General features: G+C 43.1%; 17 protein-coding genes. 12 read left to right on the top strand and 5 right to left on the bottom strand.

What is annotated here, in order from left to right; genetic code table 11:
- Positions 1–123: 123 nt before the first annotated feature.
- Positions 124–735, top strand: a complete 612-nt coding sequence (locus AC2Q9J_RS03505) for a YflT domain-containing protein (RefSeq protein WP_499037209.1) — start codon at positions 124–126, stop codon at positions 733–735.
- A 150-nt stretch (positions 736–885) separates the two neighbouring features.
- Positions 886–1,917 (top strand): general stress protein, encoded by a 1,032-nt coding sequence (locus tag AC2Q9J_RS03500; protein ID WP_499037207.1) that lies wholly within the window; start codon positions 886–888, stop codon positions 1,915–1,917.
- Between the two features lie 132 nt (positions 1,918–2,049).
- On the opposite strand, the gene AC2Q9J_RS03495 is transcribed toward AC2Q9J_RS03500, so the two are convergent.
- Together AC2Q9J_RS03495 and AC2Q9J_RS03490 are read right to left on the bottom strand one after the other, a co-directional pair.
- A complete protein-coding gene (locus tag AC2Q9J_RS03495) occupies positions 2,050–2,235 on the bottom strand; it encodes a CsbD family protein (protein ID WP_499037206.1) in 186 nt (61 codons plus the stop codon).
- Between the two features lie 100 nt (positions 2,236–2,335).
- Positions 2,336–2,644 (bottom strand): hypothetical protein, encoded by a 309-nt coding sequence (locus AC2Q9J_RS03490; protein ID WP_499037204.1) that lies wholly within the window; start codon positions 2,642–2,644, stop codon positions 2,336–2,338.
- A gap of 105 nt (positions 2,645–2,749) precedes the next feature.
- Here AC2Q9J_RS03490 and AC2Q9J_RS03485 point away from each other — a divergent pair, with 105 nt between their 5' ends.
- Complete coding sequence (locus AC2Q9J_RS03485; RefSeq protein ID WP_499037203.1) at positions 2,750–3,709, top strand: NAD-dependent epimerase/dehydratase family protein; 960 nt, start codon at positions 2,750–2,752, stop codon at positions 3,707–3,709.
- Positions 3,710–3,844: 135 nt separating this feature from the next.
- Entirely contained in the window at positions 3,845–4,921 is a 1,077-nt protein-coding gene (locus tag AC2Q9J_RS03480; protein WP_499037202.1) for a glycosyltransferase family 4 protein, read from the top strand.
- Positions 4,922–5,021: 100 nt separating this feature from the next.
- On the opposite strand, the gene AC2Q9J_RS03475 is transcribed toward AC2Q9J_RS03480, so the two are convergent.
- Positions 5,022–6,059, bottom strand: coding sequence for an LCP family protein (locus AC2Q9J_RS03475; protein ID WP_499037200.1), 1,038 nt, complete (start codon positions 6,057–6,059; stop codon positions 5,022–5,024).
- A gap of 159 nt (positions 6,060–6,218) precedes the next feature.
- Entirely contained in the window at positions 6,219–6,854 is a 636-nt protein-coding gene (locus AC2Q9J_RS03470; RefSeq protein ID WP_499037198.1) for a YigZ family protein, read from the bottom strand.
- Between the two features lie 156 nt (positions 6,855–7,010).
- Between AC2Q9J_RS03470 and AC2Q9J_RS03465 the strand changes: the two genes are divergently transcribed.
- The 6 genes from AC2Q9J_RS03465 (at position 7,011) to AC2Q9J_RS03440 (ending at position 12,533) form a co-directional block, all read left to right on the top strand.
- Positions 7,011–8,156, top strand: a complete 1,146-nt coding sequence (locus AC2Q9J_RS03465) for a sensor histidine kinase (protein ID WP_499037196.1) — start codon at positions 7,011–7,013, stop codon at positions 8,154–8,156.
- Between the two features lie 26 nt (positions 8,157–8,182).
- The gene (locus AC2Q9J_RS03460; RefSeq protein ID WP_499037194.1) at positions 8,183–8,857 is read left to right on the top strand and encodes a response regulator; all 675 of its coding nucleotides are present in this window, start codon (positions 8,183–8,185) and stop codon (positions 8,855–8,857) included.
- A 141-nt stretch (positions 8,858–8,998) separates the two neighbouring features.
- Entirely contained in the window at positions 8,999–9,562 is a 564-nt protein-coding gene (locus tag AC2Q9J_RS03455) for a YybH family protein (RefSeq protein WP_499037192.1), read from the top strand.
- A gap of 89 nt (positions 9,563–9,651) precedes the next feature.
- Positions 9,652–10,488 (top strand): DegV family protein, encoded by an 837-nt coding sequence (locus tag AC2Q9J_RS03450; protein WP_499037343.1) that lies wholly within the window; start codon positions 9,652–9,654, stop codon positions 10,486–10,488.
- A gap of 63 nt (positions 10,489–10,551) precedes the next feature.
- The gene (locus AC2Q9J_RS03445; protein ID WP_499037190.1) at positions 10,552–11,880 is read left to right on the top strand and encodes an ATP-dependent helicase ComFA; all 1,329 of its coding nucleotides are present in this window, start codon (positions 10,552–10,554) and stop codon (positions 11,878–11,880) included.
- Positions 11,877–12,533 (top strand): ComF family protein, encoded by a 657-nt coding sequence (locus AC2Q9J_RS03440; RefSeq protein WP_499037188.1) that lies wholly within the window; start codon positions 11,877–11,879, stop codon positions 12,531–12,533. Before AC2Q9J_RS03445 ends, AC2Q9J_RS03440 begins: the two co-directional genes overlap by 4 nt.
- Before the next feature lie 35 nt (positions 12,534–12,568).
- Here AC2Q9J_RS03440 and AC2Q9J_RS03435 read toward each other — a convergent pair whose 3' ends face one another.
- Positions 12,569–13,276, bottom strand: a complete 708-nt coding sequence (locus tag AC2Q9J_RS03435) for an SDR family NAD(P)-dependent oxidoreductase (protein ID WP_499037187.1) — start codon at positions 13,274–13,276, stop codon at positions 12,569–12,571.
- A 129-nt stretch (positions 13,277–13,405) separates the two neighbouring features.
- On the opposite strand from AC2Q9J_RS03435, the gene hpf reads away from it, so the two are divergent.
- Complete coding sequence (gene hpf / locus AC2Q9J_RS03430; RefSeq protein ID WP_499037185.1) at positions 13,406–13,972, top strand: ribosome hibernation-promoting factor, HPF/YfiA family; 567 nt, start codon at positions 13,406–13,408, stop codon at positions 13,970–13,972.
- Positions 13,973–14,290: 318 nt separating this feature from the next.
- Entirely contained in the window at positions 14,291–16,807 is a 2,517-nt protein-coding gene (gene secA, locus AC2Q9J_RS03425; RefSeq protein WP_499037183.1) for a preprotein translocase subunit SecA, read from the top strand.
- The last annotated feature ends 6 nt before the right edge of the window (positions 16,808–16,813 follow it).

Genomic DNA, 16,813 nt, shown 5'->3' with positions numbered 1-16,813 from the left:
TGCAGATAGTTGAGGTAAAGAATTACTCATCTTTTTATCGGCTGTAAAGCCATAAAGTTTAGCGGTTCCTGAATTTTGGGTAATGTACAGATAACGACAAATATATTTCTGGAGGTACTTATTATGGATAAAGAAAAAAGAGTTTTAGCAGTGGTTTTTTCTGAAGATGATCTTATGAGAAAAATCGAGGGGTTAAAATCCCAGGGATATAAAGAAAGTGACATTCATTTAGTTGCTCAGGATGGTGACCGTCTGCACGCAATCGAAAACCGGACTGGAGCGGAAGGCGAAGAAGTTAATTCATTCAAGGATAAATTCAAAGGGTTCATCAGTGGTGAAGGCAGTGTCAGAGAAGGTGTGAAATCACTGGGCTTAAATGACCAGGAGACAGAACGCTATACAGCTGACATTGCTAAAGGTGGAATCCTTCTTTATACAGAGGAAGAACGAGCAGGAATTCTGGAAGCTGTTGAAGAAGGTGAATTGAGGAACAACCAGGGAACCGAAACCCCTGAAGATCAAAAGCGCCACCAGTTCATCAATTCGGTTGATAATAATTTTGATGAGCAGGAAGACAGGTTTGCCCGCGGCGAAACTTTCCTTCAAGATCCGACACTTGTGAAAGATGAACGTCACGTTTCCTTCACAACAGAAGAAAAACCGGAAGTTGAAAAAGCAAGAGGCGGCACAAGTGAAGCTGAGAAACATACAAAGAGTGATAAAAAATACCGTTAAGAATTTGAGCCCTTTCCTTTTATATGGAAAGGGTTTTAGTTTTGAATAAAACTGTCATTGTAAAAAGCATTCTCACAGCAGCAGGTTTTATTTTTCTGAAGGTTCGGGTAAACACTTATTAAGACGATTAAACAGGAGGCTGAATTGAAAATGAGAAAGACTAATAGAGAATTTGAAATGGTGTATAGCCAGGAAGAGATGGAACAGCGTATCGAACAGTTAAAGATGCACGGTTACAGTGAAAATGATATCCATGTCCTTGCCAGAGATAAGGATGTTTTCAATTCATATGAAAGTCAGTCAAATGTGGATAAACATGAGGCAGAATCATTTTCGAGCAAGTTCAAGTCATTCTTCAGCGGAGAAGATACAGTGGATTCCCAGTTGAGGGACTTGGATTTGGATCAATCCTCGATCGACAGATACAGTGAAGATATAAAAAAAGGAGCTATCCTTTTATATACGGATGGCAATTCCCTCAGCAGGGAAAGAGAAAACACTTCATCATTTGGAGATGACACCCGTACAGTGGATATCGATGAGAGCAAAAGAAATACTGCTTTTACACCGTTCGGACGAGATATCGAACGTGACGGCAATAAATTCAATGATGAAAAAATAAGAGATCGTGATGTCAGAGCAGAGGATATTGATGATACACGGCCTGACGGATTGTCTTCGCGTACTATTGCAGAGGATTCCGAGAGAATCTATACTTCGGAAGTCCGCCGCGAAGATCAGCATGGAGATCCGGGTTATGCGAATAAATCCAAAGATTCAAGATTGGAAGGCGCCAATATTCATCCGACAACAGATGCTAAGCCTGAAGATGAAGGATCGTTAAAAGAGAAGAGTTTTGACCATGAACCTCAATTGGAAACTGAAGCTCAGGAAGATGATCTTAATCGGGAAGACGGCGTAAACCGCAGACAGGATGAACCATCTCCTGGTATAGATCCAAATTTAGGGCCGGCTCCGTTCGGAAGAGATTCCGAAGAAGAACATTTAATTAGAGATAACGATGATCGAAATAACGGGACAAGAAGCAGACACGACGATCCGAAACATACGCTTGATGGACATGATGACGTGGACAATCGACACAATCCGCGGGACGAACGGCCATTCCATGAAGATGTAGAAAAGAAAACTTCTACTCCACCTACACCAAGACTTTTCTAAGCAGCTGCGGTCAGCGTCCAGCATAGAGCTTTAAAGGACGCAAAAAGGGTTCCGCTCATTCATTTGAGCGGAACCCTTTTACTGTAGATAATATGAAAAGAAAAACCGGTCAGATCGACCGGTTCTCCATTATTATTTCTTATTCGTATTATTTTTAAAATCGCCAGCAGCATCCTGGAATTCGCCTTTTACCTTATCCATTTTGCCTTCGCGCTGTTTTTGTTTGTCATCAGTAGCATTGCCGACTTGGTCTTTCAGTTCACCTTTGCCTTTGCTGACAGCGCTTTTGACTTTATCTGAAAATCCATCCTTACTCATATTCGATTCCTCCTAATGAATGACTTATCATCTATATAGCCTTTATGAATTATTTTAAACGCTGTAGAGGAACAGTAAGAATTAAAAAAACCTTCAGTTTTCACTGAAAGTTCTTGTGGATAGGCTGGCTGTCAATTGCTTTTAGCGTCTCTTTTGCAGCATTTTGTATGCTGATGCATAAATCTTCTACAGCTAAACGATTTAAAGTGGTAAGGGGTGTAAAAGAGTTCTTTGCAACATTTTCCCTTACTTCGGCATGCTGGTCCATGGATAAGTCGACAAGTAATCCTGCACAAGTAATGGATTTCGCCAGTTCGGCACGTTCTTTATGCTGCATCTTCAAAACTGCTGCTTCGTCCCAACCGGTCCAGTCCGTTAACTTGTTATAAAATTGCAGATTGCCATTCATGCTGTTTTGCACCCCTATATTTTTTATAATATTCTAACTACATTGTATTATAACAGGTTTGTGCTGAATTACTACTAAATTAAACTTAATATGGAGGATAAAATTATGAAGATTCTTGTGGTCGGTGGAACATCATTTGTAGGTCGACACATTGTCGAAGAAGCTATGTCAAAAGGGCATGACGTCACTTTATTTAATAGGGGTAAAAGCAATCCTGAACTTTTTTCTGAACTACCACGCATAACCGGTGACAGGCGACTCGATGCCAAAAGACTTCAAAATGAAAAATGGGATGCGGTCATCGATACTTCCGCGTATACACCTGCCGATCTGCTTCCGGTTTTGGATCATGTCACTGCAGACCATTATACATTTATATCTACTATTTCCGTTTATGATGACTTCAGCAAAGGGCCGGTCGATGAAAATGCGACTACGCATGATGGAATGGAAGGAGATACAGTGACTGGAGAAACATATGGACCACTAAAAGTGGCGTGCGAACAAATCGTTAAAGATCATTTCGCTGCTAACTCTTTAATCATTCGTCCTGGAATTGTTGCCGGTGCCTATGACCCGACAGATCGCTTTACGTATTGGGCACTCAAGCTGAACGAAGAAGGCGAAGTGCTGATTCCAGGCAGCCGGTCGAGGAAAGTGCAGTGGATTGATGCGCGTGACCTGGCCGCTTTTATAATCGTAAACATTGAAAATAGAACTAACGGCACGTTTAATCTCACAGCAAATCCAGTTACTATGGAAGAGCTTGTGAAAACTCTCGCATCATCAGATATTGACCCTATTTGGATTGCTGACCCAATTCTGTTGGAAGCGGGAATCAGACCTTTTGAATTTCCGTTATGGATACCGGAAAGTGATGAACATCCGGAAGGGTTTATCCTTGCTGATAATTTTAAGGCAAAAGAAACAGGTTGGCAGCCTCGGGGTTTAGCGGATACTTCCGAGTCGGTACGTGAATGGAAAAAAGGCACAAGCAGCGACGACTTGAAAAGCGGCATCAGTGAAGAACAGCAAAATAAGATACGTTCATTGATTAAAAGATAAAGTTAAATCGCGAAACTTTTTATATAGTAACTTCGTCTAATTGGAATAACAAGGAATATATATGATTCATGGGAGATTCTGTGCTATAATAGCATTGAATTTCTATGTGCATAAGAATTTTTGAGGAGGAAAGGTATGTTATACCTCGTGCTGGTTTTGGCATTCATTGCTTCTATTGTCCTGACACCTCTGGTCAAACGCCTTGCCTTCAGGGTTGGAGCGGTGGACCGTCCAAACTATAGGAAAGTCCATGCGCGCATAATGCCGCGTTTAGGTGGATTAGCCATTTTTGGATCGTTTTTGATCGGATATTTTATATTAAGGCCTGTAGATCCTATATCAAATGCAGTTGAACCTGCTTTTATACCGATTACAACTGCCATTATTATTGGGGCATTTATCATAATCATTACCGGCGTTTTCGATGATATGCTTGAAATTACAGCTAAAGCGAAAATGCTTGGCCAGCTATTGGCTGCATCAATTGTAGTCATTGGTGGTGGACTGGAGATTTCGTTCATCAATCTGCCATTTGGCGGAGAAATCGATTTTGGGTATTTTAGTATTCCGTTGACTATTATTTGGATCATCGCGATCACTAATGCCATCAACTTGATCGATGGCCTGGATGGTTTAGCTGCCGGTGTTTCATCAATAGCATTGGTCACATTGGCTATCATGGCATTTATAATGGGCGATATCTTCGTCATGTCAACAGCCGCTATTTTAGCAGCCAGTTCTATCGGCTTTCTGTTCTATAACTTCCATCCTGCCAAGATTTTCATGGGAGACACCGGGGCATTATTCCTGGGATTCATGATTTCCGTTCTGGCATTGATGGGCTTTAAGAATGTTACGATGGTGGCTTTGATCATCCCTGTCATTATGCTTGGTGTACCGATTTCTGATACGTTCTTCGCTATTGTCAGACGAGTCCGTGAAAAGCAGCCGATATCCGCTGCAGATAAATCCCATTTGCATCACTGTCTGTTAAATATCGGATTCTCACATAGCCAGACAGTATTAATCATTTATGGAATTGCAGCTTTGTTCGGATTAGCAGCTTTGCTATTCTCCCAAGCTACTTTGTGGGGCGGCATACTCCTGCTGGGCGTTATGCTGTTGGCAATTGAATTGTTCGTAGAGGTTGTTGGATTGGCAGGCAAGAATTACCGGCCATTGATCAACTTGGTTAAAATGATCGGCAAATAAAAGACTGGCCACAAAACAATTGGATTTGTGGCCAGTCTTTTTGTTTTGTCAATTTCAGCATAAAGAAAAAGAGCCGTTCCCAAAGGAATGGCTCTTTTCGTCATTCATTATTATAAGCTTCATTTCCAAATTCACTTGAACTGTTGTCGGAGAAAGAAGATGTGTCAGGTTTCAATCCTAAATGGCTTTGAAGGATATCCTGAACTTCGGTTAATGATTCTTCATCAAGCTGCCAGTAATAGATGCCCGTGGACATATCATCATAACCGTTCAGTGTGATGGTTTCGACATCAGGCTTGCCGTCTTTGGCATATTCGAAAAATGCCTGCATGTCTTTGAAAGAGAGATTCGTTTTCATGTTATCGCCGACTGCATCTATTACATCAGCGTATTTTGTGAATGATCCGGCGGATAAAGCTTTATCCATGATAGCCTGCAAAATCATCTGTTGTCGTTTGCCGCGTTCGATGTCGTTATCGTAATGCCTAGTCCGTGCAAGAGCGAGTGCTTCACTGCCGTCGACTGTCTGAATTCCTTCTTCCAGGCTGATAGCGCCTGCATTATCAAATTCATCTTGTTCTTCAAGGTCATAAGGAACATCAACGCGAATGCCGTCAAGGGCATCAACTACATCGATGAAGGCCTCGAAATCCATTCTTACATAATAATCAACGGGTATTTCCAAGAGGTTTTCGACTGATTCGATAGTGGAGCTAGGTCCATTATACGCATAAGCATGTGTAATCTTATCTTCTTTGCCCGCATCAGGTATGAAAGTATAAGTATCACGAGGGATACTGACCAATTTTATGGACTTATCGTCATTGTTCAGTGTCGCCAGCACCAACGCGTCAGATCGGATACTGCTTGAACTTTGGTCACGCTTGCTGCTGTCATCGACTCCGATGAACAAAATGGAAATATCATCGTGCAGAGGCTCGACTTTTTCGTCACGCAGCTCGGACATTTCACGATCGCCGGTTTCAAAGGCGTTATTTGCGGCGTTTTCGGCTTTTTTAACTAAATAAATGCCATACGCAGAAAGACATAATAGTAGAGACACTGCCAGGGTCAGGGAAATTTTAATGATTGTCCGTTTTTTGGACGATTTGGATTTGCGGTATTTTTTACGGTTCATGGTTATGGCTCCTCTGAGTGGGAATGGGCTAACCGATTTGCAAGTTCAGTTTTTCCAGTCTTTTCTTCTATATGAAAATGGGGATATCTTAAAATCGAATAGCAAGTATTCTAATCAACTTATTATACAGTGTTTTGAAAGCTGAGTAAATAAAGTTGCTCAGGTGACGGGGAATTCCAGATATTCCTTATTGGTGCAGATAAAGGAAGATTGTCCGTTGGTCAGCTCGTTCATCCAGGAAGAGAATGCTTCTTCTTCAGCAACTGGAACGTAAATATATATATCGACGCCTTCGGTGTATTCAATTGTTTTCAAAGGATATTCAGATTGCCGGACTTCGTTCTCCACTTTGCCCAACCAAGTATAGTCAATGGTAACTTTCATCAATGAATGCAGCCTTCTTTCCACAATGCCGGCTGCAGACAATGCTTCTGAAGCAGCTTTTCCATAAGCGCGGATCAATCCGCCGCTGCCAAGCTTTATACCGCCGAAATAGCGGGTCACAACGATGACAGTATCTTTCAAGTGCTTCTTTTTTAAGACTTCGAGTATTGGGACGCCCGCTGTTCCGCTAGGTTCCCCGTCGTCATTGGCTTTTTGGATAGAGTCGTGTTCGCCTAGCATATAAGCGGAACAATTGTGATTTGCTGAACGATGCTGTTCTTTAATAGAAGTTATAAAGTCAAGAGCTTCCTGCTCAGTTTCAGCTCTTGCAGCGTATCCTATAAAACGCGATTTTTGTATAAGCAGTTCAGCACTGGCCGAACTGCCTGTTGTCATGTAAGATTCTCGCAATTTAAACCCCCCTGTTGTAAAATGAAATCAGATAATTTGTAATGTATATTTAATATTAGCTTACTTATATAGTGATATACTTGTTAGAGCCTATGCAGGCATAAAGATGCAAGGATTTCACCAGAATGTACGAAGATTATCTAAGGCGGTTTTGAAATGTCCAGAAAAATCGATGGAAAAGAGTTGGATTCCATTTACGATGAGCTGCTGGCCAAAATGGAGCAGTCAAAAAAAGATATTTTCATTATAAGCGAGCAAAGTCGTCAGGGTTATGAAGAGATGAAAGACGAGTTGGAAGATGTTCGCTTGAACATTTCCTCTATCATCAAAACCGGTGACTTATTGGAAGAGAAAACAAGGGCTGCAAGAAGGCGGCTTGCTGAAGTATCGGGGTCATTCAATTCTTATACGGAAGAGCAGATTCGTCAATCTTATGAAAATGCCAATAATTTGCAGCTTCAGTTGTCTGAGAACCGTTCCGAAGAAAAGAAATATCGCCAAAAACGGGATCGCCATCAAAGGCGTCTGCAGACATTATTACAGACCATCGAACGGGCTGAAAAGCTTGTGAACCAGTTGAATATCACTATGAATTATCTCTCATCCGATTTTGATGAGGTTGAAGATGCGATTGAAAAGCCGCAGTTAAATCACGATTATAGCCTGCGGATCATCGAAGCGCAAGAAGAAGAACGAAAACGGCTGTCGCGTGAAATTCATGACGGACCTGCGCAGATGATGGCGAACGTCCTGCTCAGATCCGATCTGATTGAACGCACCTATCGCGAAAAAGGACCAGAGCAGGCTTTCCGTGAAATTTCATCATTGAAAGAAATGGTTCGCCATGCTTTGACTGAAGTCAGAAGAATCATTTATGATCTCCGTCCAATGGCGCTGGACGATCTCGGGTTGGTTCCCACTTTGAGGAAATATCTTGAAACTACCGGTGATTATAACCCGGGGACGGTTCTTGCTTTCGAATCAAATGGGACCGAGAGAAGATTGCCATCAAGTTTTGAAACCTCTATCTTCCGTTTGGTGCAGGAAGCCATATCAAATGCAATCCGGCACGGAAAGGCGACTGCTATCGAGGTCAAACTGGAATGGTTGAAAGAACGTGTGAGCATAAGCGTCAGTGATAACGGCACCGGCTTTGATCAGAGTATCGTAAAGAATCAATCATTCGGGCTTCTCGGGATGCGAGAGAGAATCGAACTGATCAAAGGGGATTTCATCATAAATTCAAGTCTTGGGGAAGGAACCATATTAATGTTTCAGATCCCCTATGAAGTGGGTATATAAGAACGGTATTTGAGGAGGACAACATAATGACGAAAATTATTATTGTAGATGATCACCAGCTATTCCGTGAAGGGGTAAAAAGGATTTTAGATTTCGAAGAGACTTTTGAAGTTGTTGCCGAGGGCGGCGACGGTACTGAAGTCATCAAATTATATGAAGAAAACCAACCGGATGTCGTATTGATGGATATCAATATGCCTCAAAAAAATGGTGTCGAAGCGACAGGCGAATTGATGGAGAAGCATCCGGAAGCAAGAGTCATTATGCTGTCGATTCACGATGATGAGTCATACGTTACGCATGCATTGAAGACAGGCGCATTAGGGTATATGCTGAAAGAAATGGATGCGGAAGCGATCATTCAGGCCATTAAAGTTGTGGCGAAAGGCGGTTCATACCTTCACCCGAAAGTTACCCGTAATCTGGTAATGGAATTCCGCCGGCTAAGCGAGCGTGAAAACAAAGGATCTTTCCATCAAACGGAAATCCGTCGTCCATACCATTTATTAACGAAACGCGAAAGTGAAGTTCTGCAATTATTGACGGATGGACAAAGCAACCGGATTATCGGTGAAACTTTATTCATCTCAGAAAAAACAGTTAAAAACCATGTTTCCAGCATCCTGCAAAAAATGCAGGTCAATGACCGTACACAAGCGGTTGTAACAGCTATTAAAAATGGTTGGGTCGAAGTAAGATAATTTAAATTCCACGCGGTGGCCAAGTGCCATCGCTTTTTTTATTTTCAGTGAGAAATTATGATGATCTGCGAGAATTGACACAGTTTCTTCATTGATATATGAAAAGGGCTGTGTCAAAATGAAGCGCAGGAGGAGTGCCCCATGAAAAAAATGATGTTGCTGGCCGGCATGCTGCTTTTACTGTCTGCTTGTTCAGAGGAAAGTGGTACTGCCGAGAATACGAATTCAGTTGACGACAGTAATCTGGAAAATGAAAACAATGCTGTAGACCACGGCATGGAAGATAAGGAAGATAAGTCTGCCGGATTTACGGTGGACAGCGAAGGGAATGTACTGGAAGCTGATGTGCCGGAGGAAGAAGCGAAAGAGATTTTTGCTGCTTATGATGAATACATCGCAGCTTTCAATGCGGAAGACCTGGACCGTTATATGGCTGTAATCGCTGAAGAACCGGAAGGCTTTGACCGCGCTGAAGACCAGGCGGCTCTGGAAGAGGCTTTCACTGCTTATGATACCGAATATACTCCGTCGAACGAGACAATTGTAAAATATGCACCGGAACGCGCAGAAGTATTTGCTGAAATTGAAATATCTGTCGAGGATGAAACTGGTGCTAAAACTGAACAATCAGGAAGACAGGTAGTGATATTCAAGAAAGAAGATGCTGATTGGAAAGTCAGCGGACTTCATTTTATAGGCAATTGATGATCTTCTTCCCGTTTTTGCGGGAAGTTTTTTTTATGTAGTTTTGTGAGGGTAATATTTGGTAAACTTGATGAGGAGGATGATTCATGTTGAAAACAGCAATAGTTACGGACAGTACGGCCTATCTGCCAAAGGATGTCCGTGAAAGACTAAATATACATATGATTCCGCTGCAAGTGACTTTCGGTCTGGAATCTTTCGAAGAAGAGCAGGAATTGACTGTTGATGAATTTTACAGGAAATCGGCAGTTGAATTGCCGAAGACCTCCCAGCCGCCAATCGGGGAATTCGTCAATCTATTCCAGCGTCTTGCTTTGGATTACGACGAAATTGTGACCATACACCTTTCCAGTGGAATCAGCGGAACCTATGCCGGAGCCATTCAAGCAGGGGAAATGACAGAGAATGCAGAAGTTTATGCGTTCGATTCTGAGATTTCATGTGCCATACAAGGGTTTTATGCGGTGAAGGCTGCGGAAATGGCTAGTCTCGGGGCTAATGCAAAAGAAATTTTGCTGGAACTCAATACGATGAAGAAATCGTTGCGGGGTTATTTCATGGTAGAAGATTTGAAGCATCTTCAACGTGGGGGAAGGCTATCAGGTGCACAGGCGCTTGTTGGAGGAATGCTCCAAATAAAGCCGATATTGCATTTTGATGAAACGAAAATCGTGCCTTTCGAGAAAGTGCGCACACGCAAAAAAGCCATGAACCGGATGGTGTCATTGCTGGAAGCCGATGTGCAATCTGGTGAACAGTTCAAAGCAACGATTATTCATGCAAATCGCAAAGAGGATGCTATACAATGGAAGAAGGAGCTGGAAAAGCAGTTTTCTTCAGTGGAATTCGATATTTCTTATTTTGGGCCTGTTATCGGTGTCCATTTAGGAGAAGGATCAATGGGTCTTGGCTGGGTAAAAAAATAACCGGCCAGGGCTTTTTCTAAAAATCGTTGATTGTAGGAGCTAAAAAATGAAAGGAGTTGAAATATGGAAGCTATCCGGGAATTTCTCAGCGGCAGAATATGGCTGCGTGATTTCACGCCATTTCCACAAGAGGCTATTGAAAAAGCGATAAACGCAGGTTTTATTGGTGTGCAAAAAGGCATCACTGAAGAGCTGCAATGTACGCGATGCCTCGAGAGATCGGCTGAAAAAATCATTTCTTATAATTGCGCGAAATGTGAAGCCGTTTGTTATTATTGCAGGCATTGCATCAGAATGGGCAGAGTCAGCTCGTGCACAGATTTAATCTCTTGGAAAGACCCTCAATTATTACCCTCTTATTCCCATTCGTTCACATGGAATGGCGAACTCACAAACCTCCAGCAGCAGGCTTCCGATGAATTGGATGAAAGCTTGCGTAGAAACAGATCCCATTTGGTCTATGCCGTCTGCGGCGCAGGAAAAACAGAATTATTATTTCCGCCACTGCACAAAGCCTTGTCAGAAGGTAAACGTATCTGTGTTGCGGCACCGCGCACTGACGTAGTGCTTGAATTATCGCCTCGGCTTAAAGCGGTTTTTCCGGATACAACCATCCATACCTTATATGGCGGCTCCACTTTTGAAGAAGGTTTTGCCCAGCTCGTTTTGGCGACCACTCACCAACTTTATCGCTTCAAGCACGCGTTCGACTTGGTGGTTGTTGATGAAGCGGATGCTTTCCCGTATTCATATGATCCTGCGCTGGCAAGGGCCGTTGCCAAATCTTTAAAAAGAAACGCGCCGATCGTTTATGTTTCCGCGACGCCTTCACGCGCCTTGTTAAAATCTGTGCCAAACCAGTCAAAAATCTTCCGCCGCTTTCATGGGCACGCGCTTCCTGTGCCGGACTATCGGCCATTATGGAATTACCGGAAATCTTTGAACGCCAATAAAATCCCGGAGAGCTTAGCTTTGTGGGTAAAACTGAGACTAGAGAAAAATGAACCTTTCATGCTTTTCTTCCCGACCATTGAAATGATTCGGCAGGCAGAGCCACTATTCAAATTGATCAATAATGGGATTGAAGCTGTCCACTCCAAAGATGAGGACCGAAAAGAAAAAGTGATGAAGCTGCGGAACGGTGAAATACCGGGCGTATTGACTTCGACAATATTGGAAAGAGGCGTAACGATAGAAAATATACAAGTTGGTGTTGTTGGAGCTGATGAAGAGGTTTTTGAAGCTTCTGCATTGATTCAGATGGCGGGAAGGGCTGGGCGTTCCAGTGCGTTCCCGAATGGAGAAGTGATTTTCTTCCATAACGGCATCTCACGGCAAATGGATAAAGCGCGGGATCTTATTATTTCCTATAACCGGGAGGAACGCCGATGAACTGTTATTTATGTGATAACAGATTGGATCTGAAACCTTCCTGGCGTGACTTGTTTTTTATGGATCCAGAAGAAACGATTTGTGTTAATTGCAGATCAAGCTTTGAGCGAAACGGAAACGGATGCAGAATCTGCGGAGTTCACGGACCGGAAATTTGTGTGGAATGCAGTCAATGGGAGACGACTGATTTTCGCGGTGTCATCGATTCAGGGAAATGCTTATATGCTTATAACGAAGCGATGAAGGATTATTTCCATCAGTTCAAATTCCTGCAGGATGTGGTGCTGGCTGAAGTATTTGCGGATGAACTTGCCTTAGCCGTAACAAGGACTAAGGCGAATGCCGTACCCATTCCAATGAATAAAGAAAGATTAAGGAAGAGGACTTTTTCTCAAGTCGACAGCATGCTGGATGCCGGAAGAGTGGATTACATCCATCTTCTGCATAAGAATGAAGAGATTCAGGGGGAGAAGACAAAAGAGGAGCGAATGGCTGCGCGTGGGTTATTCACATTGAACGGCAATCCGGTGCCGAAAAATATTGTGCTAGTGGATGATATGTATACGACGGGAACTACGCTGCGCCTTGCCGCAAAGCTCTTAAAGGAATCGGGAGCGGAAACGGTCTCGTTCATTGCTTTGATCCGTGCCTGATTTTAAAAGAGAACGGGCGATAATAGCCCGTTCAATTAATGCTCATATATCATTTTTCTGGTCATCCCGCCATCAATCGTCAAACACTCAGCGGTAATAAAGGAATTTTCAGGATTGCACAAAAATAGACAGGCACGCGCAATGTCGGAACCATCACCGACACGGCCGCTCCAATGCTGCTCATGGTCAACATCCCTCAATTCTGATTTCTCACCCGTATGGATCCACCCAGGTGCGATGGAATTGACGCGGATGCCTTTTTCACTGAGTGAGGCGGCCAGCGAATGTGTCAGCGCATAGATACCCCCTTTTGAAGCGGAATACAATTCCGTATGCGGCTCAGACATGAATGCGCGTGTCGAAGCCATATTAACGATAGATCGGATATCTTCTGACATATACCGTGCTGCTTCACGGCTGCAAATGAAGACTGACTTCAGGTTAGTGTCCAAAATACCGTCCCAATCTTCCTCTTCGATATCCCAAAGAGACTGGAATTTTGAAACACCGGCATTATTGATCAGCACGTGGATCGCTCCGAATTTCTTGTGGATCTTTTTCATCGTATCGGTCACCTGCTGAAAATTTCCAACATCGCACTTCATAAATTCCACGCCTTCAATATTCACTTCTTCAATATCCAGGCCAATCACTTTAGCGCCTTGTTCTGTGAAATGGCCGGCAATGCTTTTGCCGATTCCTTGAGCAGCTCCTGTTACGACGATAAGCTTATTTGTAAACATCGCCTTCACCTCCTTGCCATATAGTTTACCTTGAATTCATATTGCTGAAACTATTTACGTTTTAAGAAGGATTCGTTAGGGAACATGTAGAAATGTAACAGTGTAAGAGATTAAGAAGGAGGAGTTAATATGCTGCAATTTAATTTTAAAGGTGACAACATCGAAGTAACTCCAGCAATTCGAGACCACATTGAAAAGAAAGTTGAAAAAATTGAACGTTATTTTCCTGAAGGAACCAATGCGAATGCAATGGTCAACCTGAAGGCAATCAATAACAGCCAATCTAAAGTTGAAATAACAATCCCGATGAAGAACCTGACATTGCGTGCTGAAGAACGTCATGATGAACTGTATGCAGCAGTAGATTTGATCGTCGGAAAACTCGAACGTCAAATCCGTAAATATAAAACGAAAGTAAACCGTAAATTCCGTGACCGCGAACCGATGGGTCAGGCTTTCGCAAATTATGAAAATGAAAACAACGGCACTTACGAAGATGATGCGGAAGAGGATTTCACAATCGTCCGTACGAAGCAATTCGATCTGAAACCGATGGATGAAGAAGAAGCGGTATTGCAGATGAACATGCTTGGGCATAATTTCTTCGTCTTCACAGATGCCGAAACAAACGATACAAATATCGTTTACAAACGTAAAGATGGAAGCTATGGCTTGATCGAAACAAGTTCTTCTTAATTTAGAACAAAACTTAATCTAACAGGGATTTAGCTGGACAGAAGCAATATTCTGTCCAGCTTTTTCTGTTTCCCGAAAAATCTTTGCCTATTGAAGAAATAAGCTGTCAATTTCTTAAATCCCTTCTATTAAACTGACTCTTCTTTGTTTGCACGGTTTTATATGCAGTGTTAAAATGAGGAGTGAGATTTTTCGGAAATCAATGCATGTTCCGTCCAATCAATGATTCTTAAAGTTTGCGATCCAATTGACACATAAATAAAGCAATAGCGATCTGGTTCGTGTATGGAACTGGACACTGTGCAAGGAGCGGTATAAATGTTAGGAGTATTGAACAAAGTATTTGACCCAAATAAAAGGGATTTAAAAAGACTGGAAAAAATTGCTGATACCGTGGAAGTTCTGGCATCCGATTTTGCGGCACTTTCCGATGACGCGTTAAAAGCCAAAACAGAAGAGTTCATCAGCCGTCACGCTAAGGGCGAGTCACTTGATGAATTATTGCCTGAAGCTTTTGCGACCGTGAGGGAAGCTTCAAAACGTGTGCTTGGAATGTATCCATTCCGCGTGCAGCTCATGGGGGCAGCTGCCTTGCATGAAGGGAATATCGCCGAGATGAAAACAGGTGAAGGTAAAACCCTTACTTCAACAATGGCCGTCTATTTGAACGCGATCAGTAAAAAAGGCGCACATGTAGTCACAGTCAACGAATATTTGGCTAGCCGTGATGCTGAAGAAATGGGCAAACTGTACTCATGGCTTGGATTGACTGTCGGTTTGAACACGAACAACATGACAAAAGAAGAAAAACATCAAGCGTATTTGGCTGACATCACTTACAGCACGAATAATGAGCTTGGATTTGATTACCTGCGGGATAATATGGTTCTCTACAAAGAAGATATGGTCCAACGGCCGTTGAATTTTGCTGTAGTAGATGAAGTCGATTCAATTTTGATCGATGAGGCGCGTACACCATTGATCATTTCAGGACAGGCAGCTAAATCGGCTCAGCTTTATATGCAAGCGAACGCTTTTACGCGCATGCTGGGTAAAGACACGGATTACACTTATGATGAAACGACGAAAGGCGTTGTTTTAACTGAGGATGGCATTGAAAAAGTCGAGAAGGCATTTGGGATCGATAACCTATTCGATATCAACCATGTGCGTTTGAACCATGCCATTAATCAATCCCTGAAAGCCCATGTCACAATGCATAACGATGTTGATTATGTGGTACAGGACGGGGAAGTCGTCATCGTTGACCAATTTACGGGACGTTTGATGAAAGGCCGCCGCTATTCTGACGGTCTTCACCAGGCAATCGAAGCTAAAGAAGGTTTGGAAGTCCAAAACGAATCGATGACAATGGCAACAATCACTTTCCAGAACTTCTTCCGTATGTATAAAAAATTGTCAGGGATGACAGGTACTGCAAAAACTGAGGAAGAGGAATTCCGCAATATCTATAATATGAACGTTATTGCAATTCCGACCAATAAACCGATTATCCGGGATGACCGGGTTGATCTGATCTACGCGACAACTGAAGGGAAATACAAAGCTGTCGGCGATGATATTGCTGAACGCCATCAAAAAGGACAGCCGGTGCTGGTTGGTACTGTCGCTATTGAAACTTCAGAAATCATTTCAAATTACCTGACTAAAAAAGGAATTCGCCATTCAGTGCTGAACGCGAAAAATCATGCGCATGAAGCAGAAATCATTTTAAATGCCGGTCAAAAAGGCGCGGTTACGATTGCTACCAACATGGCCGGCCGTGGTACGGATATCAAACTTGGCGAAGGTGTGGTTGAAGCAGGCGGTTTAGCTGTTCTCGGCACCGAACGCCACGAATCCCGCCGCATCGATAACCAGCTGCGAGGGCGTTCAGGCCGTCAGGGAGATCCGGGTGTAACACAATTCTATCTTTCATTGGAAGATGATTTGATGCGCCGTTTCGGTTCTGATGCCATGCGCAATATGATGGGCAAACTCGGCATGGATGACTCACAGCCGCTGCAGTCACGCATGGTTACGCGCTCTGTGGAATCTGCACAGAAACGTGTCGAGGGGAATAACTTCGATGCCCGTAAACGTTTGCTTCAATATGATGATGTTCTGCGCCAGCAGCGCGAAATCATCTATAAAGAACGTATGGAAGTTCTTGAAACAGACAATATGCGCGCATTGGTTGAAAACATGATCGACAACACAGTCAACCGCGTCGTTTATTCGCATACTACCGATGAAAAACCGGAGAACTGGCATTTGAAAACACTTGCTGATGTGCTTGCGGCTAACCTCTTGCCTGAAGATGCAGTGACAGAAGCGGATCTGCAGAATAAAACACAGGAAGAAATCATTGATTACATCAGAGCGGAAGTTGTGAAACGCTATGACGAAAAAGAAGTCGAAATGACGCCGGAACGCATGCGTGAATTTGAAAAAGTCGTGCTTCTGCGTTCAATCGATACAAAATGGATCGACCATATCGATGCGATGGATCAGCTGCGCCAAGGTATTCACTTGCGTGCTTATGGGCAGAATGATCCGCTTCGCGAATACCAGCATGAAGGATTTGCGATGTTCGAGGCGATGGTTGAAGCTATCGAGGACGATGTTTCTAAATATGCAATGAAAGCGGAAATCCGCAACAATTTGCAGCGTGAGGAAGTTGCCAAAGGGCAAGCTGTCAATCCGAAAGAAGGGGACTCTGCGGTCAAGAAGAAAAAAGAACCGGTCCGCAACGATTCCACTATCGGAAGAAATGACCCTTGTCCATGCGGCAGCGGCAAGAAATTCAAAAACTGCCATGGTGCAACTGCATAAGGAACA

The organism is Planococcus sp. RAB007_Raresut, assembly GCF_057369535.1.
Note: the sequence above shows the minus strand (reverse complement) of the source record. Positions and strands in the feature narration are given on the sequence as shown.

Excerpts from the sequence above, each read along its gene's own strand:
- AC2Q9J_RS03465 (WP_499037196.1), top strand. The coding sequence starts at position 7,011 with ATGTCCAGAAAAATCGATGGAAAAGAGTTGGATTCCATTTACGATGAG.
- AC2Q9J_RS03440 (WP_499037188.1), top strand. The coding sequence starts at position 11,877 with ATGAACTGTTATTTATGTGATAACAGATTGGATCTGAAACCTTCCTGG.
- secA (WP_499037183.1), top strand. The coding sequence starts at position 14,291 with ATGTTAGGAGTATTGAACAAAGTATTTGACCCAAATAAAAGGGATTTA.
- AC2Q9J_RS03490 (WP_499037204.1), bottom strand. The coding sequence starts at position 2,644 with ATGAATGGCAATCTGCAATTTTATAACAAGTTAACGGACTGGACCGGT.
- AC2Q9J_RS03495 (WP_499037206.1), bottom strand. The coding sequence starts at position 2,235 with ATGAGTAAGGATGGATTTTCAGATAAAGTCAAAAGCGCTGTCAGCAAA.
- AC2Q9J_RS03475 (WP_499037200.1), bottom strand. The coding sequence starts at position 6,059 with ATGAACCGTAAAAAATACCGCAAATCCAAATCGTCCAAAAAACGGACA.
- AC2Q9J_RS03445 (WP_499037190.1), top strand. The coding sequence starts at position 10,552 with ATGGAAGCTATCCGGGAATTTCTCAGCGGCAGAATATGGCTGCGTGAT.
- AC2Q9J_RS03480 (WP_499037202.1), top strand. The coding sequence starts at position 3,845 with ATGTTATACCTCGTGCTGGTTTTGGCATTCATTGCTTCTATTGTCCTG.
- AC2Q9J_RS03455 (WP_499037192.1), top strand. The coding sequence starts at position 8,999 with ATGAAAAAAATGATGTTGCTGGCCGGCATGCTGCTTTTACTGTCTGCT.
- AC2Q9J_RS03500 (WP_499037207.1), top strand. The coding sequence starts at position 886 with ATGAGAAAGACTAATAGAGAATTTGAAATGGTGTATAGCCAGGAAGAG.
- AC2Q9J_RS03505 (WP_499037209.1), top strand. The coding sequence starts at position 124 with ATGGATAAAGAAAAAAGAGTTTTAGCAGTGGTTTTTTCTGAAGATGAT.
- hpf (WP_499037185.1), top strand. The coding sequence starts at position 13,406 with ATGCTGCAATTTAATTTTAAAGGTGACAACATCGAAGTAACTCCAGCA.
- AC2Q9J_RS03460 (WP_499037194.1), top strand. The coding sequence starts at position 8,183 with ATGACGAAAATTATTATTGTAGATGATCACCAGCTATTCCGTGAAGGG.
- AC2Q9J_RS03435 (WP_499037187.1), bottom strand. The coding sequence starts at position 13,276 with ATGTTTACAAATAAGCTTATCGTCGTAACAGGAGCTGCTCAAGGAATC.
- AC2Q9J_RS03485 (WP_499037203.1), top strand. The coding sequence starts at position 2,750 with ATGAAGATTCTTGTGGTCGGTGGAACATCATTTGTAGGTCGACACATT.